This window comes from Mesorhizobium ciceri biovar biserrulae (assembly GCF_001618845.1).
Classification (GTDB): Bacteria; Pseudomonadota; Alphaproteobacteria; order Rhizobiales; family Rhizobiaceae; genus Mesorhizobium; species Mesorhizobium ciceri.
The window spans coordinates 5,819,554-5,846,532 of sequence record NZ_CP015064.1 but is presented as its reverse complement, the minus strand read 5'-3'; the positions used below and the strand labels follow the sequence as shown (position 1 = coordinate 5,846,532).

The following is a 26,979-nucleotide window of genomic DNA, read 5'->3' as shown; positions in this document are numbered from 1 at the left end:
AGGGTAGTCACGAGCGGATGGAGGCAGGTGCGCCGAGCGCCGGGGTACGATCGAGACGCAGCGCCAGTCCGGCCACGCCGAGCGCCGTGAGCGGCAGCAAGGCGGCGACCCAGGTCAGAGCACCCAGGCCAAGCCCTTGGGCAATCACCGCGCCGCCAAGCCAGGCGCCTGCGGCGTTGCCGAGATTGAAAGCGGCGATGTTGAAGGACGAGGCGAGGCTCTGGCCGGCACCTTGCGCCTTGTCCAGCACCCACATCTGCAGCGGCGCCACGGTAGCAAAGGCGGCGGCACCGAGCAGGCCGACATAGATGACGGCCATCACCTGGCTGTGGATGGCGAAGGTCATCGTTGCGAGCACCAGGGCCAGCACCACGAGGCTGCCCAGCACGGCCGGCACAAGCCAGCGGTCGGCGACCTTGCCGCCAAGCAAATTGCCGGCGATGAGACCGCCGCCGAAGACGAGCAGGATCGGCGACACGGCTGCTTCCTTGAAGCCGCTTATCTCGGTCAGCAACGGAGCGATATAAGTGAAGACGGCGAAGACGCCGGCATAGCCGAGCACGGTGGTGGCGAGGCCGAGCAGGACGGGGGTGCGGCGCAAAACGGCGAGATCGGCGCGCAGGTCGCTCTTTTCGGGCGCCGTCCGGCTGCGTGGCACCAGAGCCAGGATGACGGCGAAGGCGGCCACACCGACCACTGTCACGGCCCAGAAGGTCGCGCGCCAGCCGAAGGCCTGGCCGAGCCATGTGCCGAAGGGCACGCCGAGGATGTTGGCGATGGTCAGGCCGGTGAACATCAGCGCGATCGCCGAGGCTTGTCTGTTGGGCGCGACCAAGCCGGTGGCGACCACCGAGCCGACGCCGAAGAAAGTGCCGTGGGCAAAGGCGGTGATGATGCGGGCGCCCATCAGCGTCCAGTAGTCGGGCGCCAACGCGCAGGCGAGATTGCCGAGCGTGAAGATCGCCATCAGCGCCAGAAGCACGGTCTTGCGCGGCCAGTTGCCGGTGGCGATGGTCAGCAACGGCGCGCCGATGACGACGCCAAGCGCATAGCCCGAAATGAGCTGGCCGGCAGCCGAGATCGAAACGCCGAGATCCTTGCTGACATCGAGCAGCAAACCCATAATGACGAATTCGGTGACGCCGATGCCGAAGGCACCGGCGGCGAGGGCGTAGAGAGCAAGAGGCATGGCGGTTTTCCACTTCGATGCGAAGAGCGCCGTCCCGCGCCCCGACCCCTGAGATCGTGCTTCCCTGCATTGTGAACCAGACTTGCCTTGGGCATATTTTCTGTGAAATAGATTCATAAATGGCCAGGCCCGACATCAATCGCTCCGGCGAGATCGAAGTGTTCGTGCGCGTCGTCGAGGAAGGCAGTTTCTCCTCCGCGGCACGCGCGTTGCGCATGACGCCGTCGGCGGTGAGCAAGCTGATCGCGCGGCTGGAGGCCCGGCTTGGCGCGCGGCTGGTCAGCCGCTCGACGCGCAAGCTGCAACTGACGCCGGAAGGCAGCGCATTCTACGAGAGCGGGCTGCGCATCCTGGCCGACATGGCGGCGGCCGAGCGCGAGGCTGCGGCGGGTGCGGCGCCGCGCGGGCGGCTGCGCGTCAACACCTACGTGCCCTTCGGCGTGCACCGGCTGATCCCGCTTTTGCCGCGCTTCCTCGAACGCTACCCCGAAATCTCGGTCGATCTGGTGCTGACCGACAGCGTCATCGATTTGATGGCGGAGCGTGCCGATGTCGCCATCCGGGCCGGGCAACTCGGCGAGTCACGGCTGGTGGCGCGCAAGCTCGGCCAAAGCCGGATGGTGGTGGTTGCCGCCCCGTCCTATCTTGGAGCGCGTGGGACACCGCGCCTGCCTGCCGAACTCGACCGTCATAATCGGCTTGCCTTCGGCTTTGCCCGCTACAGCGACGGCTGGCCGTTCGCGGACGGTACATCCTTCACGGTTCCCGTCAGCGGCAATGCGATGGCCAGCGATGGCGAAGCGATGCGGCTGATGACGATTGCGGGTGCGGGCATTGCCCGGCTGGCGCGCTGGCATGTCCAGCCCGATATTGCCGCCGGCCGGCTGGTGCCGGTGCTGGAAGACTTCAACCCTGGCGATGTCGAACCGACACATGCCGTTTATGTCGGCCACGGCAAGCACCTGCCGGCCAGAGTGCGGGCCTTTCTCGATTTTCTGGGCGAGAGCGTCCGGCTGACCTGACATCTCCGGAGCCACGGCTCCCGAGATGTCAGCGTGGGCTGTATTTATGCTTTCGGCGTGAACGCCGCCGGACGGCGGCCCGCTGCCTGGCGCTCCAGCATCCAGCCTGGATATTCGGACGGCAGGGCGCTGACCTCGTCGAGACGAACCAGATCGTCGGTGTCGAGCTTCACCTCAGTGGCGGCAAGGTTCTGCTCCAGCTGCTCCATGCGGCTGGCGCCGATGATGACGCTCATCACGAAGGGCTTGGCCAGGACATAGCCGAGCGCCACCGTGGCGACGCTCACATCATGTTTTTTGGCTATGTCGCGCATGACGGCAACGGCCGCCCAGGCGCGGTCCTCATTGACCGGCGGGAAGTTGAAGGACGCGCGGCGGCCTTCGCCATTGCCGGGTGCGCCGGGGCCATATTTGCCGGAGAGCAGGCCACCGGCCATCGGCGACCACACCATCAGGCCGAGCTTCTCCTCATTGAGCAGCGGCACGATTTCGCGCTCGAGATCGCGGCCGGCGATCGAATAATAGGACTGCACGGTCTCGAAACGGGCGAAACCCTTGCGCTCGGCGATGCCGAGCGCCTTGGCGATGCGCCATGCCGCCCAGTTGGAGACGCCGACATAGCGGACCTTACCGCTGGCAACCAGATCGTCGAGCGCTCGCAGCGTCTCGTCGATCGGCGTCACCGTGTCGGTGCCGTGCAATTGATAGAGATCGATATGGTCGAGCTGCAGCCGCTCCAAGCTGGCATCGACCGAATCCATGATGTGGCCGCGTGACGAGCCGCGCTGGTTGGGGCCTTCACCCATGGCGCCATGCGCCTTGGTGGCGATGACCACATTCTGCCTGTTGATCTTGAGATCCCTGAGCGACTGGCCGAGCAACCGTTCGGATTCGCCAAAGGAGTAGACGTCGGCCGTATCGAAGAAATTGACGCCGGCGGCAAGCGAATGGGCAACGATCTCGTTGACGTCCTTCTGGTCGAGGCTGGCGATCAGGCCCCATTGGGCATTCTGACCGGCGGCGCCGAAGGTCATGGTGCCGAGGCACAGTTCGGAGACGAACATCCCCGTATTTCCAAGCTGGTTGTAGCGCATGGTGGCGGCTCCAGAGCGTTTGTGATGACGCAAAGCAAATAGGAACGGTACGTTTCGTTTCCAGTCCTGGAGCAACGAGCCTGTCGGATTGGCCCAAAGGCCGTTGCGTCTCAGCGAGTGCCGAAGATCGCCGAACCGACGCGGACGCTGGTGGCGCCGAAGGCGATTGCTGTTTCGTAGTCGCCGGACATGCCCATTGAGAGTTTGGCGACGTCGGCTTCCTTGCTAAGCTTCTCCAACAGCGCAAAATGCGGACCGGGGTTCTCATCGGCCGGCGGGATGCACATCAGGCCTTCGATGGCGAGGCCATGCACCTCGCGGCAGCGGGCGACGAAGGCCACGGCGTCGCGGGGCTCGATGCCGGCCTTCTGCGGCTCGGAGCCGGTGTTGACCTGGACATAGAGTTTTGGCGCGCGGCCCTGTTTGGCGATCTCCTTGGCGAGTTCGGCGGCGATCTTCTCGCGATCGACCGTCTCGATGACGTCGAACAGTGCTACCGCTTCCCTAGCCTTGTTGGATTGCAGCGGGCCGATCAGATGCAGTTCGATGTCGGGAAATGCGTCCTTCAGATCAGGCCATTTGGCTTGCGCCTCCTGCACCCGGTTCTCGCCGAAGACGCGCTGGCCGGCTTCGATGACCGGGCCGATGTCGGCGGCATCAAAGGTCTTTGAGACCGCGACCAGGGTCACGGCGCCGGCTTCGCGGCCGGCCTCGCGTTCGGCGGCGGCGATCTTCGCCTTGACCGCGAAAAATTGCTGAACGGCGTCACCCATATGCAAATCCTGCTGTTTTGACCGGCGTTTTTGTCAGACGCGGTACCCATATGGTTGACGGGTTTGCCAAACCATGGTGAACACCCGGACCACATTCCCTGAACTGCCGAGCCATCGCCCGCAGTTCGCGCATGATTTTAAGTGAAAAACGTCCCATGGCAACCGAACGATACAATCCGCGCGCGTCAGAGCCCAAATGGCAGAAGGCCTGGGACGCCAAGAAGCTGTTCGAAGCGCACAATGACGATCCGCGCCCGAAATACTACGTGCTGGAGATGTTCCCCTATCCGTCGGGGCGCATCCATATCGGTCATACCCGCAATTACACGATGGGCGACGTGGTGGCGCGCTACAAGCGGGCCAAGGGCTTCAACGTGCTGCACCCGATGGGCTGGGACGCCTTCGGCATGCCGGCCGAAAACGCGGCGATGCAGAACAAGGTCCACCCCAAGGAGTGGACCTACCAGAACATCGCCACCATGCGCGAGCAGCTCAAGGTCATGGGGCTGTCGCTGGACTGGGCGCGCGAATTCGCCACCTGCGACGTCGATTACTACCACCGCCAGCAGATGCTGTTCCTCGACTTTGTCGAGAAGGGGCTGGTGACGCGCAAATCCTCCAAGGTCAACTGGGATCCGGAGGACATGACGGTGCTTGCCAACGAGCAGGTCATCGACGGGCGCGGCTGGCGCTCGGGCGCGCTGGTCGAACAGCGCGAACTGACGCAGTGGTTCTTCAGGATCACCGACTTCGCCCAGGATCTGCTGGATTCGCTCGAAGGCCTCGACGAATGGCCGGAAAAAGTGAAGCTGATGCAGCAGAACTGGATCGGCCGCTCGGAAGGCCTGCTGATCCGTTGGCCTCTGGCCGACGCCTCTGATGGCGAGCATGAGCTGGAAGTCTATACGACAAGGCCCGACACCATCTTCGGCGCTTCCTTCATGGCTGTCGCCGCCGATCATCCGTTGGCCAAGAAGGCCGCTGCGCACAATCCGGCACTGGCGAAGTTCATCGAGGATATCGGCCATATGGGCACCTCGGTGGCGGCGCTGGAGACAGCTGAGAAGAAGGGTTTTGACACCGGCCTCCGCGTCGTCCATCCGTTTGACGACAACTGGACGCTGCCTGTCTATGTCGCCAATTTCGTGCTGATGGAATACGGCACCGGCGCCATTTTCGGCTGCCCGTCCGGCGACCAGCGCGACCTCGACTTCGCCAACAAATACGGCCTGCCGGTGATTCCGGTGGTGATGCCGGAAGGCGAGAATCCGGCGACGTTCCAGATCATCGATGAAGCCTATGTCGATGACGGCGTGATGATCAATTCGCGCTTTCTCAACGGCTTGAAGCCGGATCAGGCTTTCGACGAAGTCGCCAAACTGCTGGAGCAGAAGACGATCGGCAACCGGCCGATGGCCGAGCGCAAGGTGAATTTCCGTCTGCGCGATTGGGGCATTTCGCGCCAGCGCTACTGGGGCTGCCCTATCCCGATGATCCATTGCGAGGCTTGCGGCGTGGTGCCGGTGCCGAAGGCGGACCTGCCGGTGAAGCTGCCCGACGATGTCGATTTCGACCGCCCGGGCAATCCGCTCGACCGTCATCCGACATGGCGGCATGTGAAATGTCCGCAATGCGGCAGGGATGCGCGGCGCGAAACCGACACGATGGACACGTTCGTCGATTCGTCGTGGTATTTTGCCCGCTTCACCGCGCCGTGGGCACATGAACCGACCGATCCCAAGGCGGCCAACGAATGGCTGCCGGTCGACCAGTATATTGGCGGCATCGAGCACGCGATCCTGCATCTGCTCTATTCGCGCTTCTTCACCCGCGCCATGCGCGAAGCCGGCCATGTCGATCTGGCCGAGCCGTTCAAGGGCCTGTTCACGCAAGGCATGGTGGTGCACGAAACCTATCGCGTTGGCTCGGCATCGAACGGCCGCTGGCTGGCGCCCACCGAAGTTCGGCTGGAGGACGTCGACGGCAAGCGCAGCGCCATCGAGATCGCCACCGGCGAGACCGTCTCCATCGGCCCGCTGGAAAAGATGTCGAAGTCGAAGAAGAACACGGTGAGCCCGGAAGACATCACCGATGGCTACGGCGCCGATACGGCGCGCTGGTTCATGCTGTCGGATTCGCCTCCCGAGCGCGATGTCGAGTGGACCGACGATGGCGCCGCCGGCGCGCATCGCTTCATCCAGCGCATCTGGCGCCTGGTGTCGACGGCGGCCGAAACACTGGCCGGCATCAAGCCCGTGGCGGCCAGCAGCGGCGAGGCCGCGGTGGTTTCCAAGGCCGCGCACAAGATCCTCAAGGCGGTCGGAGAGGATATCGAGAAGCTCGCTTTCAACCGCGCCATCGCCCGCATCTACGAACTGGCCAACGCGCTGACCACGCCGCTTAACGAGGTGGCCGAAGGCAAGGCCGATGCAGCGCTGAAAGGCGCATGCCGGCAGGCGGTGGAGATTCTCGTGCATCTGATCGCGCCGGTCATGCCGCATCTGGCCGAGGAGTGCTGGGCAACGCTCGGCGGCACCGATCTCGTTGCCGAACGGCCCTGGCCGGTCTTCGATCCGGCGCTGGTCGTCGACAACGAAGTCACCTATCCGGTACAGGTCAACGGCAAGAAGCGGGGGGATTTGACAATTGCCCGCGACGCGGACCAAGGTGCGGTCGAAAAAGCGGTATTGGCTCTCGACTTCGTGCAGAAAGCACTCGAAGGGAAGGCTCCGCGCAAGGTGATCATCGTGCCGCAGAGGATCGTCAATGTCGTTGCCTGATCGGGAAAAGACAGAGTTGAGCCATTTGCTGCGCCGCATGGCGCTTGCCGGCCTGATAGGTTCGCTCGCGCTTGTCTCGGCCTGCACGGTGCGGCCGCTCTATTCGAGCGCGCCACTGTCGGGTTCGCAGGACAGTGCCAGTGCCGAACTGGCGTTGATCGGCATCAAGCCGGTCAATACGCGTTACGGCCAACAGGTGCGCAACAATCTCATTTTCGGGTTTGGACGAGGCGCCGGCGAGCCGGCCTCGCCGGCCTATTCGCTCAATCTCGGCGTGACCGAAGCGGTCGAGTCCGCGGCACTTGTGCAGGTCGGAACCGACGAAGACGAGCCGACCGCCGGTTCCGTGACGCTGACCGGCAGCTATACGCTGGCCGATGCGAAGACCGGCGTGGTGATCGCATCCGGCAAGCGTTCGATCACCTCGTCCTTCGACAGGCCGCGTCAGGAATTCGCCGCATACCGGGCGCAGATCGACGCCGAGAATCGCGCGGCGCGAGAGTTGGCGGAAGCGCTGCAGCTGTCCATTGCCCAGGACCTTGTCCGGCACGGCAAGACCGGCTAGCGCACCTCATCTGCTTCACGAAAACGGTCTGGCGCCCCAGGCATGACGGGATGATCGTGGGATCATGACCAGATTCCCGAACAGAGCCAGATTCTGAACAGAGATTGGCCGAAGAGACCCATCGGCCTGCTATAGCACAGCGAGTAGATCGCGCCACCGCGGTGGGTGCGGCGAGGCGACGATCGTGCCGCGTCGCTCGCGAAGATTTTGGCGCTCAGGATCGTAGGCGACCCATCCGGGAAGCAACTGTTAACCACTCGCTCCCTATTGCTCGGCAGACATTTCACAGTGAGTCTTGAGAATGGAAGCCAAGCGTTTTTCCCGGGTCAATTTGTCGACGGCCGCACCGCCTGATGATCCCGAGGGGAAGCGCTTCGAGAGCATTGGCGACAGGGGTGATCAGCGAAGTTCTTCCGCCGCAGGCGCCGTTGATCGTATGGCTCGCAAGGAGCCGGACGGTCGGCAGCCCGCCACACGCCAGGCCGGCTATTCCGCGCCTATGGTCGATCTCGGCGGCAACAAGCGGCCCTATATGGAGCCGCGGAGTGGCTCGGACGACACGCCTTCGAAAATCGGCGATATCGAGAGCCCTGCCTGGCAGGAATATTTCTTCCTTGCACCCAACGTGCGTTTTACACGCACGCCGGATTATGAGGCCAGGAAGCATCATCCGCAGCACGAGCGTGTCGTCGAACACGGCGCGACGCGCCCGGCACAGCAAGCCGTTGCGCAACCCATGGTCGGCAGGGCGTCCTCCGCGCCCTCGCTCCTGGCATTGCCGGCGTCGGTGAAAAGCCCTGCCTCCCAGCCGCAGACCGGGCACGCCACGCAAGGGCCACTGCCGCCGGCTGCTGCTTTTGTCCCGCCCGTGCGCGCCAGGGAGAGGGTGCCAGCCGTTGCGCCGGTGCCGCCGAGGACGGTCGCAACGGGACGGGCATCCGCGCGTGCGTCCGTTGCTCCGGGCGCCCCGATCAAAACCGAAAGGCTGCGCTGGCCATATCTTTCGGATCATGCCTTCTTCGAGGCTATGGCACCCTATCTGGTCGACGTTTCGCCGCCGGCCCGGCAAACCGGTTCAGCGTCGCCTGCGCCGCTCGCCGCAGCGCCAGTCACCACTATGCCGATCGACATCCGTCCGACGACAGGGACCGATGCCACCGCCTTGTTTCGTGTCATCGACTGCCTGCCGGGCCAGGCCTTGAAGCCGTTGCCGGATGTTTGGCCGGCCAATTCGAACCAGGCCGTCGCCCAACCTGACGTGCCGGCGAGCAATGCGCCGTCGCCGGTCCAGCCTGTCGCAATTCCAGCCGCCAAAAGCGTCGCCGTTTCCGCGCCGGCCGCGCCAAATGCGAACGTCCCTGCCAAGGCCGTTGGCGCCCGCTCTGCACGCTTGCCTGGGGCTGGAAAGGTGGTGCTGTCAACCGCGGGCGATCCCTACGAGCTTCCCTCGGAAGAGCTGTTGCAGCAGCCACCGGAGGGACAAGGTTTCTACATGTCGCAGGAGCGGCTCGAGCAGAACGCGGATCTGCTGGAAAGCGTGCTCGAAGACTTCGGCGTGCGTGGCGAGATCATTCATGTTCGTCCCGGCCCGGTCGTCACGCTCTATGAGTTCGAACCGGCGCCGGGCGTCAAATCTTCTCGCGTCATCGGGCTTGCCGACGATATCGCCCGCTCCATGTCGGCGATTTCGGCGCGCGTCGCCGTCGTGCCCGGCCGCAACGTCATCGGCATCGAGCTTCCGAACGAGATGCGCGAAACCGTCTATTTCCGGGAACTGATCGAATCCGAGGGCTTCCGCAAGACAAGCTGCAAGCTGGCGCTGTGTCTCGGCAAGACGATCGGGGGTGAGCCGGTCATCGCCGAGCTGGCGAAGATGCCGCATCTGCTCGTGGCCGGAACCACCGGCTCCGGCAAGTCGGTCGCCATCAACACCATGATCCTGTCGTTGCTCTATCGGCTGAAGCCGGAAGAATGCCGGCTGATCATGGTCGATCCCAAAATGCTCGAACTCTCTGTCTATGACGGCATCCCGCATCTTCTGACGCCCGTCGTCACGGATCCCAAGAAAGCCGTCACGGCGCTCAAATGGGCGGTGCGCGAGATGGAGGACCGGTATCGCAAGATGGCCAGGCTCGGCGTGCGCAACATCGATGGCTACAACGAGCGCGCCGCCGCTGCCCGCGACAAGGGCGAAACCGTGGTCATGACGGTGCAGACCGGCTTCGAAAAGGGCACCGGCGAGCCGCTTTTCGAACAGCAGGAAATCGACCTCGCGCCGATGCCCTACATCGTCGTCATCGTCGACGAGATGGCCGACCTGATGATGGTCGCCGGCAAGGAGATCGAAGGCGCGATCCAACGTCTGGCGCAGATGGCACGCGCTGCCGGTATTCACCTGATCATGGCAACGCAGCGCCCCTCGGTCGACGTCATCACGGGTACGATCAAGGCCAATTTCCCAACCCGGATTTCCTTCCAGGTGACATCCAAGATCGACAGCCGCACCATCCTGGGCGAGCAGGGCGCCGAGCAGCTGCTTGGCCAGGGCGACATGCTGCACATGATGGGTGGGGGACGCATTTCCCGCGTGCACGGTCCCTTTGTCTCCGACGCGGAGGTCGAGCATGTGGTCGCGCATCTGAAGGCACAGGGCCGCCCCGAATATCTGGAAACCGTGACCGCCGACGAGGATGAGGAAGAAATCGACGAGGACCAGGGCGCGGTCTTCGACAAGGGATCCGTTGCAGCCGAAGACAGCGATGCCATCTACGACGAGGCGGTCAAGGTGGTGGTGCGCGACAAGAAGTGCTCGACCTCCTACATACAGCGCCGTCTCGGCATAGGCTACAACCGCGCCGCGTCGCTGGTCGAGCGTATGGAAAAGGAAGGCTTGGTCGGCACACCCAACCATGTCGGCAAACGCGAAATCATCATGGGCCGGCGCCAGCCGGCGAGCCCGCCCGAGGATGACGGGGCGGCTTGAGCGGCAGTCTGCTTGGAGCGCACATGAAAAAGGCCGGTTGCCCGGCCTTTTTCATCACAAACGAATTGGCTTCAGCCGATCACCATCGTCAGCCGATCTTCTGGCCGGTCTTGGCCCAGTCGGCGAGGAAGGCGGCGAGGCCCTTGTCGGTCAGCGGATGGTTGACCAGGGCCTTCAGGGTCGCCGGCGGCGCGGTCACGACGTCGGCGCCGATCAGTGCCGCCTGCTTGACGTGGTTCACGGTGCGCACCGAGGCGACGAGGATCTCGGTCTGGAAATCGTAATTATCATAGATCTGCCGGATTTCCTGGATCAGCTCCATGCCGTCGATGCCGATGTCGTCGATGCGGCCGACGAAGGGCGAGATGAACGAGGCGCCGGCCTTGGCCGCAAGCAGCGCCTGGTTGGCCGAAAAGCACAGGGTGACGTTGACCAGGCGGTTCATCTCGGTGCGGATCGTCTTGCAGGCCTTGAGGCCGTCCAGCGTCAGCGGCACCTTGATGCAGACATTGTCGGCGATCTTGGCCAGAACCTTGGCCTGCTGCATCATCTCGGAATATTCGGTGGCGGTGACTTCAGCCGAGACCGGACCCTTGACGATGTCGCAAATCTGTTTGGTGACCTCGGCGATCTTGCCGCCGGATTTGAGGATCAGCGACGGATTGGTGGTGACGCCGTCGAGCAGCCCCAGATCGTTCAGCTCACGGATATCCTTGACGTCGGCGGTGTCGACAAAAAATTTCATGGCGGGTCTCCTGAAGATTTTCATGTGCATGTCATGCACATTTGGGGTTGGCCTTTGATCTAGACCAAAGTCAGGGCAAGGTCACGCCTCATGATCGAAGATTCGCCCTTTGTCGCAGCCGCACCGGTGCTGGTGCCGATGCCCGCCGAACGCCCCTACACCTACGCCGTGCCGGCCGGCATGCGCGTGGCGCCGGGCTCGATCGTGCGCGTGCCGCTCGGTCCGCGCCAGGTCGCCGGCATCGTCTGGGATGGCGCGGTCGAGAAGGTCGACGCGAAAAAGCTGCGTCCTATCGAACAGGTCTTCGACTGCCCGCCGATCGACCGCGCGATGCGCCGTTTCGTCGACTGGGTGGCGCAGTACACGCTATCGCCGCCCGGCATGGTGGCGCGCATGCTGCTCAGGGCGCCGGAGGCTTTCGACCCCGAACCGTGGATCGAGGGGTTGCAGCGCACGCTTCTCGCACCTGACCGGATGACGGGCGCCAGGCAGCGCGTGCTGGAGACGGCCGAAGGCGGCCTTGCCTGGACGCGCTCCGGCCTCGCTCACGCCGCCGGCGTGTCCTCGACGGTGATCGACGGCCTGAGGGCGCAAGGCGTGTTCGAGACCGTGATGATCCCGCCGCGCCCGGTGGTGGCCGCGCCCGATCCCGGCTACGCTATTCCGGAACTGATGCCGGACCAGGGCGCCGCGGCGCAGATGCTGCGCGCCAATGTCGCAGCCGGCGTGTTCAACGTCGCGCTGCTCGACGGCGTCACCGGATCCGGTAAGACCGAGGTCTATTTCGAGGCTGTGGCGGCTGCGCTCGACCAGGGCAGGCAGGTGCTGATCCTGCTGCCGGAAATCGCGCTGACGCATGCCTTTCTCGAGCGCTTCCAGCAGCGCTTCGGCGCCAAGCCGGGCGAATGGCATTCCGACCTGCCGCCGCGGATGCGCGAGCGGGTTTGGCGGCAAGTGGCGGAGGGCGGCGTGCGGGTCGTCGCCGGCGCGCGCTCGGCGCTGTTCCTGCCGTTCAAGGAGCTCGGCCTTATCGTCGTCGACGAGGAGCACGACCCTGCCTACAAGCAGGAGGACCGCGTCTTCTACAATGCGCGCGACATGGCGGTGGTGCGCGGCCATATCGGCAGCTTCCCCGTGGTGCTGGCGTCGGCGACGCCGTCGGTCGAAAGCCGGGTCAATGCGAGCCAAGGTAAATATAACAGGGCGGTGCTTTCCGCTCGCTTCGCCGAGGCAGCACTTCCGCATCTGAAGGCGGTCGACATGCGGCGGGCGCCGCCGGCGCGTGGCGGCTTTCTGTCGCCGGTGCTGCTCGACCAGATGCGCCAGACGCTGGAGAGGCAGGAGCAGTCGTTACTGTTCCTCAACCGGCGCGGCTATGCGCCCTTGACGCTGTGCCGGGTCTGCGGCCATCGCTTCGGCTGCCCGGTCTGCTCGGCCTGGCTGGTCGAGCACCGGTTTCGCGGGCAACTCGTCTGCCATCATTGCGGCCACAATGAGCGCCGCCCCGAAGCCTGCCCGGAATGCGGCACGCTGGATCATCTGGTCGCCTGCGGGCCGGGTGTCGAGCGCATCGCCGAGGAGGTCGTGACGCATTTCCCCGACGCGCGCACCATCGTCTTGTCGTCCGACCTGATGGGCGGCGTGCGGCGGCTGCGGCTGGAGCTGGAAGCGATCGCCGATGGCGAGGCCGACATCGTCATCGGCACGCAGCTCGTCGCCAAGGGCCACAACTTTCCCAACATGACTTTGGTCGGCGTTGTCGACGCCGATCTTGGCCTTGCCAATGGCGATCCGCGCGCCGCCGAGCGCACGTTCCAGCTGCTCAGCCAGGTCACCGGCCGCGCCGGCCGCACCGGCAAGAAGAGCCTTGGCCTTTTGCAGACTTTTCAGCCCGACCACCCGGTGATGCGGGCGATCGTCTCGGGCGACGCCGAGGCATTTTACGAACGTGAGATCGCCGAGCGCGAACGGGCTGCCCTGCCGCCCTTCGGCCGGCTCGCGGGTGTCATCGTCAGTGCGGTGACACGAGCGGAAGCCGAGGGCCACGCACGTGGCCTGCGCCGCGCCGCACCCGAGGCGTCAGATCTGTTCGTGCTGGGGCCAGCCGAGGCGCCACTGTCACTGCTCGGCGGCCGTCACCGCTTCCGGCTGCTGATCCAGGGCGAACGGCGCGCCGACATGCAAGGTTTTATCAGGGCCATGCTGGCCAACGGGCCGAAGCAACGCGGCTCGGTCCGGGTGCAGGTCGACATCGACCCGCAAAGTTTTTTGTAAGGTTGCGCTTTCAGCGATAGGTTGCCCGCAAGCCAGCGAGATGTGGAAACTCATATGAAGACCCTTGGCCTGCTCGGCGGCATGAGCTGGGAATCGACCGCCATCTACTATCGCCTGCTCAACGAGATCGTGCGCGAACGGCTGGGTGGGCTGCATTCGGCGAAACTGCTTCTGTGGTCGTTCGACTTTGCAGAGATCGCCGAGCGGCAGCATCACGGCGATTGGGACGGTGCCGGCGTGCTCCTCGTAGAAGCGGCGCGCAAGCTTGAGGCCGGCGGCGCGGAAGGTCTGCTTTTGTGCACCAACACCATGCACAAACTGGCCGATCAGGTGCAGGCGTCGGTGTCGATCCCGCTGATCCACATCGCCGATGCCACCGCAGTGGCGGTCAAGCGTGCCGGAATGCAGCGTCCGGCGCTGCTGGCGACGCGCTTCACCATGGAGCAGGATTTCTACAAAGGCCGGCTCGCTGACAGATTTGGCTTGGACCCCGTGGTGCCTGATGCGGCCGGGCGCGACATGGTGCACCGTGTCATCTACGAGGAACTGTGCCAGGGCATCGTCACCGAAACATCCAAGGCGGCCTATATCGCCGAGACAGAACGCCTGCGCCGCGAAGAGGCGGCCGACAGCGTCATCATGGGCTGCACCGAGATCACCATGCTCATCGGCCAGCAGGATTTCGACATCCCGGTCTTCGACACGACGCGCATCCATGCCGAGGCGGCTGTGGAATTCGCGCTCGGTTGATGCGCGCTGCCTAAAGTACCTGGACCCATCTGGCGCGGGGGCTTTCCTCCGTTAGAATGCCCGGAATTTCAAAACAGGCATTTCGAGGGGACAAGATGGATTTTGCGCTTCCATGGCCGACGAGCCAGGGCGAATGGCTGGCTTGGTCGAGCGCCGTCTTCACGGTGCTGCTCGGGCTTTTGTTCTTCCTGGCGCCGGGTCTCGCCTTCCGTGCCCTGCGCCTGCAGGTCAAGCCAGAGAAGGCTGCCGCGATCGCCGAGGGGCGCGGCAGGATGTCCGGCTTTTATCTCGGTGTCGGCCTGTGCTGTATCCTGCTGGCGCAGCCGCTGATCTACATGGCGCTTGGCTTCTCCTGGCTGTTCACTGCCTTCGGCCGGCTGCTGTCGATGATGTCTGATGGCGCCAACACGCCTTTCAATTGGGTTTCCATTGTGCTGGAATTGGTCCTGGCGGCGTTGCCGCTCGCCTTCGCCTTCGGCTTTCTGCCTTGAATCATTGGGTATTCCGCGATGGAAGACGGGCGACTTTCGCCGGATGCGACAATAGTGCCTGAAAACCATGCGGAACGACGCATTGCGGTCTTAAAATGCCTGTGCTAGACGGCAATCGACTTTCGGCCGGGGATAGCGGAAGCCGCGCCTCCGTGCTCGAAAAAATGCAGTAAGGTCAAAGATTTAGCCAGAGTTTTTGCTCGCGCCAACAATCTACGGCCTGTCAGACAAGAGAAAAGACGGTCCGTGGCTCAATTGTCATCGCCAATCTCAGGTGTCGCAGAACGCTATGCGGGTTCGCTGTTCGAACTCGCCCTGCAGGCAAATTCCGTGGCCAAGGTCGAAGCCGACCTCAACAGTTTCGAAATCATGCTCGCGGGCAGCGCTGATCTCACCCGGCTGATCAACAGCCCGGTGTTCTCCAGCGAGGACCAGGCGAAGGCCATCGCGGCGATCGCCGACAAGGCCGGGATCACCGGCCTTACCGGAAATTTCCTGCGTGTCGTCGCCCGCAACCGCCGGCTGTTCGCCATTCCCGGCATGATCAGGGCGTTCCGCCAGATATCAGCCGAACACCGTGGCGAGACCGCTGCTGAAGTGACGTCGGCTCACGCGCTGACGGCTGTCCAGCAGACCGAACTCAAGGCGGCGCTGAAGAGCGTTGCCGGCAAGGACGTGGCTATCTCCGTCACCGTCGATCCGTCGCTGCTCGGCGGGCTGGTGGTCAAGATGGGCTCGCGCCAGATCGATACGTCGCTCAAAACCAAACTCAATTCGCTCAAGCTTGCACTGAAAGAGGTCGGCTGATGGACATCCGCGCCGCGGAAATTTCCGCAATTCTGAAAGACCAGATCAAGAATTTCGGCAAGGAGGCCGAGGTCTCCGAAGTTGGACAGGTGCTGTCCGTCGGTGACGGTATCGCTCGTGTCTACGGCCTCGACAATGTCCAGGCCGGCGAGATGGTCGAATTCCCCGGCGGCATCCGCGGCATGGCGCTCAACCTCGAAGCCGACAATGTCGGCGTCGTCATCTTCGGCGCCGACCGCGACATCAAGGAAGGCGACATCGTCAAGCGCACCGGCGCCATCGTCGACGTTCCCGTCGGCCCAGGCCTGCTCGGCCGCGTCGTCGATGCGCTCGGCAATCCGATCGATGGCAAGGGTCCGATCAAGGCAGTCGAGCGCAAGCGCGTCGACGTCAAGGCGCCCGGCATCATTCCGCGCAAATCGGTGAACGAGCCGATGTCGACCGGTCTCAAGGCCATCGATGCGCTGATCCCGGTCGGCCGCGGCCAGCGCGAGCTGGTCATCGGCGATCGCCAGACCGGCAAGACCGCCATCATCCTCGACACGATGCTCAACCAGAAGTCGGTGCACGACAACGGCCCCGAGAAGGAAAAGCTCTACTGCGTCTACGTCGCCGTCGGCCAGAAGCGCTCGACCGTCGCGCAGTTCGTCAAGGTGCTGGAAGAGCGCGGCGCGCTCGAATACTCGATCATCATCGCCGCCACCGCTTCCGACCCGGCGCCGATGCAGTTCCTGGCGCCGTTCGCCGGCTGCACCATGGGTGAATATTTCCGCGACAACGGCATGCACGCGCTGATCAGCTATGACGATCTGTCGAAGCAGGCCGTCGCCTATCGCCAGATGTCGCTGCTGCTGCGCCGCCCGCCGGGCCGCGAAGCCTATCCGGGCGACGTGTTCTACCTGCACTCGCGCCTGCTCGAGCGCGCCGCCAAGCTCAACGACGATCTGGGCGGCGGGTCGCTGACCGCTCTGCCGATCATCGAGACGCAGGCCAACGACGTGTCGGCCTATATCCCGACCAACGTGATCTCGATCACCGACGGCCAGATCTTCCTCGAAACCAACCTGTTCTTCCAGGGCATCCGTCCTGCGGTGAACGTCGGTCTGTCGGTGTCGCGCGTCGGCTCGGCCGCGCAGATCAAGGCGATGAAGCAGGTTGCCGGCTCGATCAAGGGCGAGCTCGCGCAGTACCGCGAAATGGCGGCCTTCGCGCAGTTCGGCTCGGATCTCGACGCTGCCACGCAGCGCCTGCTCAACCGCGGATCGCGCCTGACCGAACTCCTGAAGCAGCCGCAGTTCTCGCCGCTGAAGACGGAAGAGCAGGTCGCGGTGATCTTCGCCGGCGTCAACGGTTATCTCGACAAGCTGCCGGTCAACCAGGTCGGCAAGTTCGAGCATGGCCTGCTCAGCCACATGCGTGCGGCCGGCAAGGACGTTCTCGACGCCATCCGCAAAGAAAAGGCACTGTCGGACGACCTGCGCGCCAAGCTGAAGGCCGAGATCGACGCTTTCGCCAAGACCTTCGCCTGAGCGAAGCGACAAGACGGGATCAGGTTTGAAGCATGCCTTCATTAAAAGACCTTCGTAACCGTATCGCCTCGGTCAAGGCGACGCAGAAGATCACCAAGGCGATGCAGATGGTCGCTGCGGCGAAGCTGCGCCGTGCGCAAGAGGCTGCGGAAGCGGCGCGCCCCTATTCGGAGCGCATGGGTTCCGTGCTGGCGAACATCACCCAGGCGATCGGCGGCGGTGGCGATGCCCCGGCGCTGATGACCGGCACCGGCAAGGATGATGTGCATCTGCTCGTCGTCTGCACCGCCGAGCGCGGCCTGTGCGGCGGCTTCAATTCGCAGATCGCCCGTCTTGCCCGCGACCACATCCGCAAGCTTTTGGCCGACGGCAAGCAGGTCAAGATCATCTGCGTCGGCAAGAAGGCTTTCGACATCCTGCGCCGCGACTACGCCTCGCTGATCATCGATCGCGTCGATCTGCGCGAGGTCAAGACACTCGGTTTCGTCAATGCCGATGCCATCGCCAAGAAGGTCATCCATCTCTTCAACGAGGGCGGCTTCGACATCTGCACGCTGTTCTATTCGCAGTTCAAGTCGGTGATCAGCCAAATCCCGACCGCGCAGCAGATCATTCCGGCGGGCGTTGCTTCGGCTCAGGCGGAAGTGACGGATGGCGGCAACGCTGTCTATGAATACGAACCGGAGCCGGGCGAAATCCTATCCGATCTCATTCCGCGCAACATCTCGGTGCAGGTTTTCCGGGCACTGCTCGAAAACGCGGCCGGCGAGATGGGCGCCAAGATGAGCGCCATGGACAATGCGACGCGCAACGCCGGCGAGATGATCAACAAACTGTCGATCACCTATAACCGCCAGCGGCAGGCGCAGATCACCAAGGAACTGATCGAAATCATTTCGGGCGCCGAGGCGCTCTAGGCGCGGTCCGCGGGTTTTTTTGCCCGCGACCGGACCGCGTGAGAAACAAAGGACGAAAAAGGGTAAAGACGATGGCGAAAGCAGCGACCCCCCAGAAGGCAGCCCCCAAGGCCGCAGCCGCGAAGGCAGCAGCCCCCGCGAAGGCGGCAAAGGCTCCAGCAGCAGCCGCGAAGGCGGCCCCGGCCAAGGCAGCAGCACCGGCGAAGACCGCAGCTGCCAAGACATCGGCAGTGGCCAGCAAGGCAACCGGCGTTGTCGGCAAGGTCCGCCAGGTCATCGGCGCCGTCGTCGACGTGCAGTTCGGCGATCACCTGCCGGCGATCCTGAACGCGCTCGAGACGACCAATGTCGGCAACCGTCTGGTGCTCGAAGTCGCCCAGCACCTGGGTGAAAACACCGTGCGCTGCATCGCCATGGACTCGACCGAAGGTCTGGTTCGCGGCCAGGAAGTGCGTGACACCGGCGCGCCGATCACCGTGCCGGTCGGCCCGGGCATGCTCGGCCGCATCATCAACGTCATCGGCGAGCCGGTCGACGAAGAGGGCCCGGTCGACGCTATCGAAATGCGCTCCATCCACCAGCCGGCTCCGACCTATGTCGAGCAGTCGACGGAAGCCCAGATCCTGATCACCGGCATCAAGGTGCTCGACCTCCTGGCTCCCTACGCCAAGGGCGGCAAGATCGGCCTGTTCGGCGGCGCCGGCGTCGGCAAGACCGTGCTGATCCAGGAACTCATCAACAACATCGCCAAGGCGCATGGCGGCTATTCGGTGTTCGCCGGCGTCGGCGAGCGCACCCGCGAAGGCAACGATCTCTATCACGAGTTCATCGAATCCGGCGTCAACAAGAAGGGCGGCGGCGAAGGCTCCAAGGCCGCGCTCGTCTACGGCCAGATGAACGAGCCGCCGGGCGCGCGCGCCCGCGTCGGCCTGACCGGCCTGACGGTTGCGGAGTATTTCCGCGACCAGGGCCAGGACGTGCTGTTCTTCGTCGACAACATCTTCCGCTTCACGCAGGCGGGTTCGGAAGTGTCGGCTCTGCTCGGCCGTATTCCTTCGGCCGTGGGCTATCAGCCGACGCTCGCCACCGACATGGGCGCGCTGCAGGAACGCATCACCACCACCACCAAGGGCTCGATCACGTCCGTGCAGGCGATCTACGTGCCCGCCGACGACTTGACCGATCCGGCGCCGGCGACCTCGTTCGCCCACCTTGACGCGACGACGACGCTCAACCGCGCCATCGCCGAAAAGGGCATCTACCCGGCCGTCGATCCGCTGGATTCGACCTCGCGCATGCTTGATCCGCTGGTCGTCGGCGACGAGCATTACGGCGTCGCGCGCCAGGTGCAGTCGATCCTCCAGCGCTACAAGTCGCTGCAGGACATCATCGCCATCCTGGGCATGGACGAGTTGTCGGAAGAGGACAAGCAGACCGTGGCCCGCGCCCGCAAGATCGAGCGCTTCCTGTCGCAGCCCTTCTTCGTCGCCGAAGTGTTCACCGGCGCGCCGGGCAAGCTGGTCGACCTCGCCGACACCATCAAGGGCTTCAAGGGCCTCTGCAACGGCGACTACGATCACCTTCCGGAAGCTGCCTTCTACATGGTCGGCGGCATCGAGGAAGCGGTCGAGAAAGCACAGCGCCTCGCGGCTGAAGCGGCGTAATCAAGCGAATAGCGAATAGGGAGTAGCGAATAGGGAATATGGGCCGGCGAATTCTTCTTCTGACTACTCGCTGCTCGCTATTCGCTATTCGCTAAATTGATCATGGCTGAAGCTTTCAAGTTCGAACTGGTCTCGCCGGAGCGCCTGCTTGTTTCCGAGCAGGTTGAATCCGTCGTCATTCCGGGAGCCGAAGGCGAGATGACCGTGATGGCGCATCACGCGCCGGTGATGACCACGATCAAGCCGGGTGTCGTCACCGTAAAGACCGCAGCGGGCGGCGAAGAACGCTATGTGGTGTTCGGCGGCTTCGCCGACATCGTTCCGGCCGGCTGCACGCTGCTGGCGGAATCGGCTGTCGCGGTGAAGGATGTCGACCGCGCCGATCTCGCGCGCCGCATCCAGGAAGCCAAAGAAGACGCCACTGATGCCAAGGACGACGAGGCTCGCAGCAAGGCGGAACAGTTCCTTAGCCAGCTCACCACGCTGGAAGGCGCCATCCTGCCGGCTTGAAATTCGGTTCGATGAAAGAGTAAAAAGCGGGGCCTTGCCTCGCTTTTTTGTTTAAATGCCCAAGGCTGCGAAAGCCAATGTCGGGCCGTCTCGTCGCAGGTGGACGAGATGCACGGCCACGAGCTCGATCAAGGTCTGGCGCTCGGCATGGTCCCTGGCGAAGCCGGCGAGGTCGAACACTGCGGTCACGGTTTCGTTCGCCGGCAGTTGCTCGCCCAAAAGTGCCGTCAACGCCGCGTCGAGTGGGTCGGTGAAATGGCCCTCCGGCAAGGTTTTTCCTCGTGCGGCGCAAGCAGCGATCCAGGCAGCCACCACCAACGTGAGATGGACCAGCTCGGTACCGGCTTCTAGACATTCGATGGCGGAAGCGACGATGCGCTGCGGCAATTTCTGGCTGCCGTCATTGGCGATCTGAGCCGTACGGTGGGCAAGTGCAGTGTTGGAAAAACGCTCAGCGAGCTCCGCGGTGTAAGCGCTCGGGTCGAGCCCGGCATCCTCGGGCAGGGTCGGGATGGCTTCCGCCCACAATGCATCGACGAATTGCCGGATCGCCGGGTCGGCGAAGGCGCGGTCGACGGTGGCATGACCGCTGAGCAGGCCAAGATAGGCGATGGCCGAATGCGAGCCGTTGAGCAGCCTGAGCTTCATGTCCTCGAACGGGCCGACGTCGCGAACCATGGTGACGCCGAACTGTTCCCAGTCCGGGCGGCCCGCTGGGAAATTGTCTTCGACCACCCATTGGCAGAACGGCTCGGTCATGACAGGCCAAGCGTCCTCGGCACCGAGTTCTTCAGCGATCCGCGCCCGATCGGCATCGGTGGTTGCCGGCACGATGCGGTCGACCATGCTTGAAGGAAAGGCGACCTGATGGGCGATGTGATCGGCAATTCCGACATCACTCGATTGGGCGAGCCCGGCATCTCGCAACTGGGCGAATTCAACCAACAGCCGATGCAGCGTGGCGCCGTTGGCCGGCAGATTGTCGCAACAGAGCACGGTAAAGGGCGGCGTGCCGGCGGCGCGTCGCCGGGCAAGCGCCTCGGTCAGGAAACCATGCGCTGTCTTCGGCATCTGCGGATTGGCCAGATCATGGGCGATATCGGGATGAGCAGCGTCCAATCCGCCGCCAGCCGCCCTCAGATAGGCCTTTTCGGTGATCGTAAGCGTGACGATGCGGGTGCGCGGATCGGTCAGCGCGGCCAGCACCGCGCCCGGATCCTCCGGCGCCACCAGCATCGCGGTAATCGAGCCGATGACCTGAAGTTTTTCGGTTCCACTGCTTCTGATCGCCAGCGTGTAGAGCCCATCCTGCGGCGTGAGTGCGTCGCGCGTGTCGGCGCTGCGCAGCGAAACGCCTGTTATGCTCCAATCCGTCTCGCCGGCCGCCAGGCAATCGTCGACATAGGCGGCCTGGTGGGCGCGATGGAAGGCGCCGACGCCAAGATGCACGATGCCCGGGACGATGCGGCTGCGGTCATACGAAGGCGTCGCGATCGAAGCCGGCAGTGCGCGCACCGTCTTCGTGGAAAGGCGTTTGGTCGTCGTAGTGCGACTGGTCTGGTCGGATGACATGAGTGGCCTCGGCAGGGATCGGCAAAGCGGCGTAACATTCGATTTCCCGCCACACAATGGGCCGAAAAGTCATCATACAACAATCTAGTTTTTGTATGTTGACATTATTTCTTGCCGCCCCTACCGATAGCGGCCCTGGGAGGATTGCCGTGCCACTGACCGATGCGGATCTGCTGTTTCCCGCCGATGCACATTCGCGCTCGGTTGCCCGCGATCTCTATGCCGGGATCAAGGACCTGCCCCTGGTCAGCCCGCATGGCCACACCGATCCGCGTTGGTATGCGCTGAACGAGCCTTTTCCGGATCCGGCGCAACTGCTCATCGTTCCGGATCACTACATCTTCCGCATGCTGTTCAGCCAAGGCATCCGCCTTGAGGATCTCGGCGTGGCGACGCTGGACGGCGCGCCTGTCGAGACAGACGGCCGGACGATCTGGCGTCGTTTTGCCGAGCACTATTATCTGTTTCGGGGCACGCCGACCCGGCTGTGGTTCGATCATGTGCTTGCCGATCTGTTCGGCATCGACGAACCGCTGAACGCGGCGACCGCCGACCGCCACTACGACACCATCGCAACGCTGCTGCAGTGGGAGAATTTCCGGCCCCGTGCGCTGTTCGAGCGCTTCAACATCGAGGTCATCGCGACCACGGAAGGTGCGCTCGACGATCTCAAATGGCACCAGATGATCCGCGACAGCGGCTGGCAGGGCCGTGTGGTCACCGCTTATCGGCCCGATGCTGTCGTCGATCCCGATTTCGAAGGGTTTTCGACCAATCTCGACCGGCTCGGCGAAATTACCGCCTGCGACACCGGCAGCTGGGCCGGCTATCTCGATGCGCATCGGCAGCGGCGCGCCTTCTTCAAAAGTTTCGGCGCGACCTCGTCCGACCACGGCCACCCGACGGCCGAGACCGCCAATCTTTCGGATGCGGCGGCGCAAGAGCTGTTCAATCGCGTTCGCCGTGGTTCCGACGACGAGCGTGAGCGAAAACTGTTCCGCGCCCAGATGCTGACCGAGATGGCCAAGATGAGCCTCGACGACGGGCTGGTTCTGCAGATACATCCCGGCTCCTGGCGCAATCATTCGTCGGCTGTTTTCCAAAAATTCGGCCGCGACAAGGGTTTCGATATCCCGACCCGGACCGACTATGTCACGGCGCTGAAGCCACTGCTCGACTGCGTCGGACTTGAGCGCGACCTCACAATCGTTCTCTTCACGCTCGACGAAACAAGCTATGCGCGCGAACTGGCGCCACTCGCCGGTGTCTACCCGGCGCTGAAGCTCGGGCCGGCCTGGTGGTTCCACGACAGCCCGGAAGGCATGCGGCGCTTCCGCGAGATGACCACCGAGACCGCCGGCTTCTACAACACCGTCGGCTTCAACGATGACACCCGTGCCTTTCCCTCGATCCCGGCGCGCCACGATGTGGCGCGGCGGGTCGACTGCGCGTTCCTGGCGCGTCTCGTCGCCGAGCATCGGCTGCGCGAGGACGAGGCGCATGAGCTGGCGCGGGAGCTTGCCTATACACTTGCGAAAAAGGCCTACCGGCTCTGAGCCGGGCGTTTTGGTTTCATAGGGAGGAAGTCATGTTGCATCTTTCGAAATTGACGGCAGTAACATTCGTTTTCGGCTCGTTGCTGGTCGGCATCGCCAACGCCGAAACCGTGCTGCGGTCGTCCGATACCCATCCCGACGGCTATCCAACCGTCGAAGCGGTCAAATATATGGGCGAGCTGATCAAGCAGCGCACCAATGGCCGCTATTCGGTCGAGGTCTATCATTCGGCGCAGCTCGGCGAGGAGAAGGACACGATCGAGCAGACGCAGACCGGCGTCATCGATCTCAACCGCGTCTCGATGGGGCCGTTCAACGGCATCGTTCCGCAGACCGCGGTGCCGTCGCTGCCCTACATGTTCCGCTCGGTCGAGCATATGCGCCATGTCATGGACGGGCCGATCGGGGACGAGATCCTGAAAGCCTTTGAGACTCACGACCTTGTCGGTCTCGCCTTCTACGATTCCGGGGCACGCTCCTTCTACAACACCAAGAAGGACATCACCTCGATGGCCGACATGAAGGGCATGAAGTTCCGCGTCATCCAGTCCGACGTGTTCGTCGACATGGTCAATGCGTTGGGCGCCAACGCCACGCCGATGGCCTATGGCGAGGTCTATTCGGCTTTGCAGACAGGCGTCATCGACGGCGCCGAGAACAACTGGCCGAGCTTCGAATCCGCCAAGCATTTCGAGGTCGCCAAGCATTACACGCTCGACCAGCACCAGATCGTGCCCGAGGTTCTGGTGATGTCGAAGGCGAGCTGGGACAAGCTCGCCCCGGAAGACCAGGCGATCGTGCGGCAGGCGGCCAAGGACAGCGTCGTCAAGATGCGTGAATTGTGGGACGCGCAGGAGAAGAAGTCCCGCGACATCGTCGAGAAAGCCGGCGTCAAGGTCAGTGAGATCGACAAGCAGCCGCTGATCGATGCGATGAAGCCCGTCTACGAGAAATATCTCTCGACCCCCGAGTTGAAAGATCTCGCCGCGCGCATCCAGGCGACCAAATAATCCGTTCGCGGCAATGGTGGCGCGAGCTTGCGCGCCACCGTCCAGTGGGAAGCGCGCATATGAAACCATTCTGGCTGGCAATAGAACGGCTGCTGTCACGGCTGGCGAGGCTTGCGCTGTGGGTCAGCGGCATCGGCCTGACGCTGATGACGGTGATCATCTTCTGGCAGGTGTTCTCACGCTATGTGCTCAACAGTTCGCCAAGCTGGACGGAACCCTTCTCGGTGATTTTGATGGGGTGGTTCATCTTTTTGGGCGCGGCCGTCGGTGTCCGCGAACGCACGCATCTGGGCTTCGATGTGCTGCTCTATTTCCTGCCGCCCGCCGCAAAGGCGGTACTGCGCAGCATTTCGGATGTCGTCGTGCTCGCCTTCGGTCTCGGCATGATCGTCTACGGCGCCCAGCTCACCCGGCTGACATGGAACACGGTGATGCCGTCTCTCGCTTTCCCGGGCGGCGTCAGTTTCCTGCCGGTCATCCTGGGCGGCGCGCTTGTCTGCCTGTTTTCGCTCGAGCGGCTTGCCGGGCGCTTTGCCGGACTGCCGGTCGATGCCGATCAATACGCCACGGGCGAGGAGGGTCTCTAGATGGCATTGACGGTTCTGTTCGGCACCTTCGTCTTTCTTCTGATCATCGGCACACCGATCGCCTTCTGCCTCGGTGTCGCCAGCTTCGCCACGGTTCTGGTGCTGGGGCTGCCGCCGCTGGTGGTGTTCCAGCGCCTCAACTCCGGTGTCAGCGTGTTTTCGCTGATGGCCATCCCGTTCTTCATCTTCGCCGGTGACCTGATGGTGCGCGGCGGCATTGCCGCTCGCCTTGTTGCGCTCGCCGGGGCGTTGGTCGGCCACCTGAGAGGCGGGCTCGGCCAGGTCAACATCGCCGCCTCGACCATGTTCGGCGGCATTTCCGGCTCGGCGGTGGCCGATGCCTCGGCGGTCGGCGGGCTGATGATCCCGCAGATGAAGGCGCGCGGCTACGGCGTCGATTATGCTGTCAACATCACTTCGGTCGGCGCCATCATTGCGCTGCTGATACCGCCTTCGCACAACATGATCATTTATTCGATTTCGGCCGGCGGCCGGATCTCGATCGCCGATCTGTTCACCGCCGGCATCATACCGGGCCTGCTGCTGGCGCTATCTCTGATGGTCACGGCCTATTGGGTCGCCAGCCGCCGCGCCTATCCGACCGAGCCGTTCGCCGGCTTCGGCAGGGCGCTGCAATTGCTCGTTGCCGCAATTCCCGGGCTGATCCTGATCGGCATCATCTTCGGCGGCGTTCGCTCCGGCGTCTTCACCGCCACCGAAAGCTCCTGCATCGCCATCGTCTATGCTTTCCTGGTGACCCTGCTGATCTATCGCTCAATGAGCTGGAACGACTTCGTCACCGCGACCACCGCTGCCGTGCGCACAACCGCAATGGTGCTGATGATCATCGGCTGCGCCGCCGCCTTTGGCTGGCTGCTGGCCTATCTCCGGGTGCCGGCCGCTCTGGTCGCCTTCCTGCAGTCGGTATCCGACAACAAGCTGGTCATCCTGCTGTTGATCAACGTCGTGCTTCTCATCCTCGGCACGTTCATGGACATGTCGCCGCTGATCATCATCACCACGCCGATCTTCCTGCCGGTGGTCATGGCCTACGGCGTCGATCCGGTGCATTTCGGCGTGATCCTCATTCTCAATCTCGGCATCGGCTTGTGCACACCGCCGGTGGGGGCCGTGCTGTTCGTCAGCTGTGCGATCGGCCGGATCCCGATCTGGACGGCGATGCGTTCGATCTGGCCATTCTATGGGGCGGCTTTCGCTGTGTTGATGCTTGTCACCTACGTGCCGGAAATTTCGTTGTGGTTGCCGCACCTGTTCCACTAGAGCAGTTCACACAACGGCGAACTGCTCTAACCCTTTGTTTTGACGCAATTCCGGACGGAAACCGTTTCACATTTTTCCTGGAATTGCTTTAGGAGACCATCACGTGTCCGCTGCATCCGCCGATCTCAGGGTCGAGAGAAAACCCAAGCTGTCGGAGACCGTCGTTGCGGCGATCCGCAAGCAGCTGCAGGCGGGCGAAATCCTGCCTGGCCACAAATTGCCGACCGAGGGCCAGCTGACCGAGACCTTCGGCGTCAGCCGCACCGTCATCCGCGAGGCGCTGGCCAAGCTTGCCGCCGACGGCCTGGTCGAGCCGCGTCAAGGCGCCGGCGTCTTCGTCACCGAGCATATCTCGACGATGTTCGGAGCGCTTGCCGCCGACATGGGAGCCAAGGATTCGATCGCGCTCAACGTGCTCGAGGTACGCCTGGCAATCGAGATCGAGTCGGCCGGGATCGCCGCTATTCGCCGCAACGCCGCGCAGGAGGCGGCGATCCAGGAAGCCTTCTTCGAATTCGAGCGGCTGCTGCTTGCCAGCGAGCCGACCGGCCCGGCCGACCTCGCCTTCCACCGCGCCATCGCCAGCGCGACCAACAACCCATTCTATGTCGAGATGCTCGACGTGCTCGGCCGGCGCGCCATTCCGTGCGACGTGACCTCGCCCTGGTCGACCGAACTGGCGCAATCCGACAGCTACCAGCGCGGGCTGCAGCGCGAACATCTGGTGATCCTCAATGCGATCACATCGGGCGATGCCGAAGCGGCGCGCGAGGCAATGCGCGCGCACCTCACAGCCAGCCAGCAGCGCTACCGCGAACGCCTGCATGCGCGGCAGGCTTTCTATGCCAGTTCGGTCAGGGCCGCCGCCGGCGAATGACCC

General features: G+C 63.6%; 22 protein-coding genes. 17 read left to right on the top strand and 5 right to left on the bottom strand.

The window, feature by feature from the left end; genetic code table 11:
* Window positions 1–7: 7 nt before the first annotated feature.
* The gene (locus A4R29_RS27615; protein WP_024504216.1) at window positions 8–1,189 is read right to left on the bottom strand and encodes an MFS transporter; all 1,182 of its coding nucleotides are present in this window, start codon (window positions 1,187–1,189) and stop codon (window positions 8–10) included.
* A gap of 119 nt (window positions 1,190–1,308) precedes the next feature.
* Between A4R29_RS27615 and A4R29_RS27610 the strand changes: the two genes are divergently transcribed.
* Complete coding sequence (locus tag A4R29_RS27610) at window positions 1,309–2,211, top strand: LysR family transcriptional regulator (RefSeq protein ID WP_063173294.1); 903 nt, start codon at window positions 1,309–1,311, stop codon at window positions 2,209–2,211.
* Between the two features lie 44 nt (window positions 2,212–2,255).
* Here the strand turns inward: A4R29_RS27610 and A4R29_RS27605 are convergent, their stop codons facing one another.
* Both A4R29_RS27605 and A4R29_RS27600 read right to left on the bottom strand, forming a co-directional pair.
* On the bottom strand, window positions 2,256–3,305 hold the full coding sequence (locus A4R29_RS27605) for an aldo/keto reductase (protein WP_063173293.1): 1,050 nt from the start codon (window positions 3,303–3,305) through the stop codon (window positions 2,256–2,258).
* 110 nt (window positions 3,306–3,415) lie between these two features.
* Window positions 3,416–4,078 carry a YggS family pyridoxal phosphate-dependent enzyme gene (locus A4R29_RS27600; protein ID WP_063173292.1) on the bottom strand — a complete coding sequence of 221 codons (663 nt, stop codon included), beginning with the start codon at window positions 4,076–4,078 and terminating at the stop codon, window positions 3,416–3,418.
* A 155-nt stretch (window positions 4,079–4,233) separates the two neighbouring features.
* Between A4R29_RS27600 and leuS the strand changes: the two genes are divergently transcribed.
* The 3 genes from leuS (at window position 4,234) to A4R29_RS27585 (ending at window position 10,406) form a co-directional block, all read left to right on the top strand.
* Window positions 4,234–6,858 (top strand): leucine--tRNA ligase, encoded by a 2,625-nt coding sequence (gene leuS / locus A4R29_RS27595; protein WP_063173291.1) that lies wholly within the window; start codon window positions 4,234–4,236, stop codon window positions 6,856–6,858.
* Window positions 6,845–7,423 carry an LPS assembly lipoprotein LptE gene (lptE, locus tag A4R29_RS27590; RefSeq protein WP_063173290.1) on the top strand — a complete coding sequence of 193 codons (579 nt, stop codon included), beginning with the start codon at window positions 6,845–6,847 and terminating at the stop codon, window positions 7,421–7,423. Before leuS ends, lptE begins: the two co-directional genes overlap by 14 nt.
* Before the next feature lie 301 nt (window positions 7,424–7,724).
* Window positions 7,725–10,406: a DNA translocase FtsK gene (locus tag A4R29_RS27585; protein WP_063173289.1), complete on the top strand. Its 2,682-nt coding sequence runs from the start codon at window positions 7,725–7,727 to the stop codon at window positions 10,404–10,406.
* An 88-nt stretch (window positions 10,407–10,494) separates the two neighbouring features.
* Here A4R29_RS27585 and fsa read toward each other — a convergent pair whose 3' ends face one another.
* On the bottom strand, window positions 10,495–11,151 hold the full coding sequence (gene fsa / locus A4R29_RS27580; RefSeq protein ID WP_013529031.1) for a fructose-6-phosphate aldolase: 657 nt from the start codon (window positions 11,149–11,151) through the stop codon (window positions 10,495–10,497).
* A gap of 90 nt (window positions 11,152–11,241) precedes the next feature.
* Here fsa and A4R29_RS27575 point away from each other — a divergent pair, with 90 nt between their 5' ends.
* From A4R29_RS27575 to A4R29_RS27540, 8 genes are all read left to right on the top strand, one after another.
* Window positions 11,242–13,425: a primosomal protein N' gene (locus A4R29_RS27575; RefSeq protein ID WP_063173288.1), complete on the top strand. Its 2,184-nt coding sequence runs from the start codon at window positions 11,242–11,244 to the stop codon at window positions 13,423–13,425.
* A gap of 54 nt (window positions 13,426–13,479) precedes the next feature.
* Window positions 13,480–14,175 carry an aspartate/glutamate racemase family protein gene (locus A4R29_RS27570; protein WP_013529033.1) on the top strand — a complete coding sequence of 232 codons (696 nt, stop codon included), beginning with the start codon at window positions 13,480–13,482 and terminating at the stop codon, window positions 14,173–14,175.
* A gap of 95 nt (window positions 14,176–14,270) precedes the next feature.
* Window positions 14,271–14,666 (top strand): AGROH133_08824 family phage infection protein, encoded by a 396-nt coding sequence (locus tag A4R29_RS27565; RefSeq protein WP_013529034.1) that lies wholly within the window; start codon window positions 14,271–14,273, stop codon window positions 14,664–14,666.
* A 246-nt stretch (window positions 14,667–14,912) separates the two neighbouring features.
* A complete protein-coding gene (locus A4R29_RS27560; protein WP_063173287.1) occupies window positions 14,913–15,473 on the top strand; it encodes a F0F1 ATP synthase subunit delta in 561 nt (186 codons plus the stop codon).
* Window positions 15,473–17,002, top strand: a complete 1,530-nt coding sequence (atpA, locus tag A4R29_RS27555) for a F0F1 ATP synthase subunit alpha (RefSeq protein ID WP_013529036.1) — start codon at window positions 15,473–15,475, stop codon at window positions 17,000–17,002. Before A4R29_RS27560 ends, atpA begins: the two co-directional genes overlap by 1 nt.
* Window positions 17,003–17,034: 32 nt before the next feature.
* Window positions 17,035–17,919 carry a F0F1 ATP synthase subunit gamma gene (locus A4R29_RS27550; RefSeq protein ID WP_063173286.1) on the top strand — a complete coding sequence of 295 codons (885 nt, stop codon included), beginning with the start codon at window positions 17,035–17,037 and terminating at the stop codon, window positions 17,917–17,919.
* A 71-nt stretch (window positions 17,920–17,990) separates the two neighbouring features.
* Window positions 17,991–19,583: a F0F1 ATP synthase subunit beta gene (gene atpD, locus A4R29_RS27545; RefSeq protein ID WP_024504228.1), complete on the top strand. Its 1,593-nt coding sequence runs from the start codon at window positions 17,991–17,993 to the stop codon at window positions 19,581–19,583.
* 102 nt (window positions 19,584–19,685) lie between these two features.
* Window positions 19,686–20,093, top strand: coding sequence for a F0F1 ATP synthase subunit epsilon (locus A4R29_RS27540; RefSeq protein ID WP_013529039.1), 408 nt, complete (start codon window positions 19,686–19,688; stop codon window positions 20,091–20,093).
* 51 nt (window positions 20,094–20,144) lie between these two features.
* Here the strand turns inward: A4R29_RS27540 and A4R29_RS27535 are convergent, their stop codons facing one another.
* Entirely contained in the window at window positions 20,145–21,665 is a 1,521-nt protein-coding gene (locus A4R29_RS27535; RefSeq protein ID WP_063173285.1) for a mannitol dehydrogenase family protein, read from the bottom strand.
* A 95-nt stretch (window positions 21,666–21,760) separates the two neighbouring features.
* On the opposite strand from A4R29_RS27535, the gene uxaC reads away from it, so the two are divergent.
* The 5 genes from uxaC to A4R29_RS27510 all read left to right on the top strand — a co-directional run bounded on the left by uxaC (window position 21,761) and on the right by A4R29_RS27510 (window position 26,976).
* Window positions 21,761–23,221 carry a glucuronate isomerase gene (uxaC, locus tag A4R29_RS27530; RefSeq protein WP_063173284.1) on the top strand — a complete coding sequence of 487 codons (1,461 nt, stop codon included), beginning with the start codon at window positions 21,761–21,763 and terminating at the stop codon, window positions 23,219–23,221.
* A gap of 32 nt (window positions 23,222–23,253) precedes the next feature.
* Complete coding sequence (locus A4R29_RS27525; protein WP_024504231.1) at window positions 23,254–24,231, top strand: TRAP transporter substrate-binding protein; 978 nt, start codon at window positions 23,254–23,256, stop codon at window positions 24,229–24,231.
* A gap of 59 nt (window positions 24,232–24,290) precedes the next feature.
* A complete protein-coding gene (locus A4R29_RS27520) occupies window positions 24,291–24,818 on the top strand; it encodes a TRAP transporter small permease (RefSeq protein ID WP_013529043.1) in 528 nt (175 codons plus the stop codon).
* Window positions 24,819–26,099 (top strand): TRAP transporter large permease, encoded by a 1,281-nt coding sequence (locus A4R29_RS27515; RefSeq protein WP_013529044.1) that lies wholly within the window; start codon window positions 24,819–24,821, stop codon window positions 26,097–26,099.
* Window positions 26,100–26,202: 103 nt separating this feature from the next.
* Complete coding sequence (locus tag A4R29_RS27510; protein ID WP_063173283.1) at window positions 26,203–26,976, top strand: FadR/GntR family transcriptional regulator; 774 nt, start codon at window positions 26,203–26,205, stop codon at window positions 26,974–26,976.
* The last annotated feature ends 3 nt before the right edge of the window (window positions 26,977–26,979 follow it).

Excerpts from the sequence above, each read along its gene's own strand:
- A4R29_RS27615 (WP_024504216.1), bottom strand. The coding sequence starts at position 1,189 with ATGCCTCTTGCTCTCTACGCCCTCGCCGCCGGTGCCTTCGGCATCGGC.
- A4R29_RS27610 (WP_063173294.1), top strand. The coding sequence starts at position 1,309 with ATGGCCAGGCCCGACATCAATCGCTCCGGCGAGATCGAAGTGTTCGTG.
- A4R29_RS27605 (WP_063173293.1), bottom strand. The coding sequence starts at position 3,305 with ATGCGCTACAACCAGCTTGGAAATACGGGGATGTTCGTCTCCGAACTG.
- A4R29_RS27600 (WP_063173292.1), bottom strand. The coding sequence starts at position 4,078 with ATGGGTGACGCCGTTCAGCAATTTTTCGCGGTCAAGGCGAAGATCGCC.
- leuS (WP_063173291.1), top strand. The coding sequence starts at position 4,234 with ATGGCAACCGAACGATACAATCCGCGCGCGTCAGAGCCCAAATGGCAG.
- lptE (WP_063173290.1), top strand. The coding sequence starts at position 6,845 with ATGTCGTTGCCTGATCGGGAAAAGACAGAGTTGAGCCATTTGCTGCGC.
- A4R29_RS27585 (WP_063173289.1), top strand. The coding sequence starts at position 7,725 with ATGGAAGCCAAGCGTTTTTCCCGGGTCAATTTGTCGACGGCCGCACCG.
- fsa (WP_013529031.1), bottom strand. The coding sequence starts at position 11,151 with ATGAAATTTTTTGTCGACACCGCCGACGTCAAGGATATCCGTGAGCTG.
- A4R29_RS27575 (WP_063173288.1), top strand. The coding sequence starts at position 11,242 with ATGATCGAAGATTCGCCCTTTGTCGCAGCCGCACCGGTGCTGGTGCCG.
- A4R29_RS27570 (WP_013529033.1), top strand. The coding sequence starts at position 13,480 with ATGAAGACCCTTGGCCTGCTCGGCGGCATGAGCTGGGAATCGACCGCC.
- A4R29_RS27565 (WP_013529034.1), top strand. The coding sequence starts at position 14,271 with ATGGATTTTGCGCTTCCATGGCCGACGAGCCAGGGCGAATGGCTGGCT.
- atpA (WP_013529036.1), top strand. The coding sequence starts at position 15,473 with ATGGACATCCGCGCCGCGGAAATTTCCGCAATTCTGAAAGACCAGATC.
- A4R29_RS27550 (WP_063173286.1), top strand. The coding sequence starts at position 17,035 with ATGCCTTCATTAAAAGACCTTCGTAACCGTATCGCCTCGGTCAAGGCG.
- atpD (WP_024504228.1), top strand. The coding sequence starts at position 17,991 with ATGGCGAAAGCAGCGACCCCCCAGAAGGCAGCCCCCAAGGCCGCAGCC.
- A4R29_RS27540 (WP_013529039.1), top strand. The coding sequence starts at position 19,686 with ATGGCTGAAGCTTTCAAGTTCGAACTGGTCTCGCCGGAGCGCCTGCTT.
- A4R29_RS27535 (WP_063173285.1), bottom strand. The coding sequence starts at position 21,665 with ATGTCATCCGACCAGACCAGTCGCACTACGACGACCAAACGCCTTTCC.
- uxaC (WP_063173284.1), top strand. The coding sequence starts at position 21,761 with ATGTTGACATTATTTCTTGCCGCCCCTACCGATAGCGGCCCTGGGAGG.
- A4R29_RS27525 (WP_024504231.1), top strand. The coding sequence starts at position 23,254 with ATGTTGCATCTTTCGAAATTGACGGCAGTAACATTCGTTTTCGGCTCG.
- A4R29_RS27520 (WP_013529043.1), top strand. The coding sequence starts at position 24,291 with ATGAAACCATTCTGGCTGGCAATAGAACGGCTGCTGTCACGGCTGGCG.
- A4R29_RS27515 (WP_013529044.1), top strand. The coding sequence starts at position 24,819 with ATGGCATTGACGGTTCTGTTCGGCACCTTCGTCTTTCTTCTGATCATC.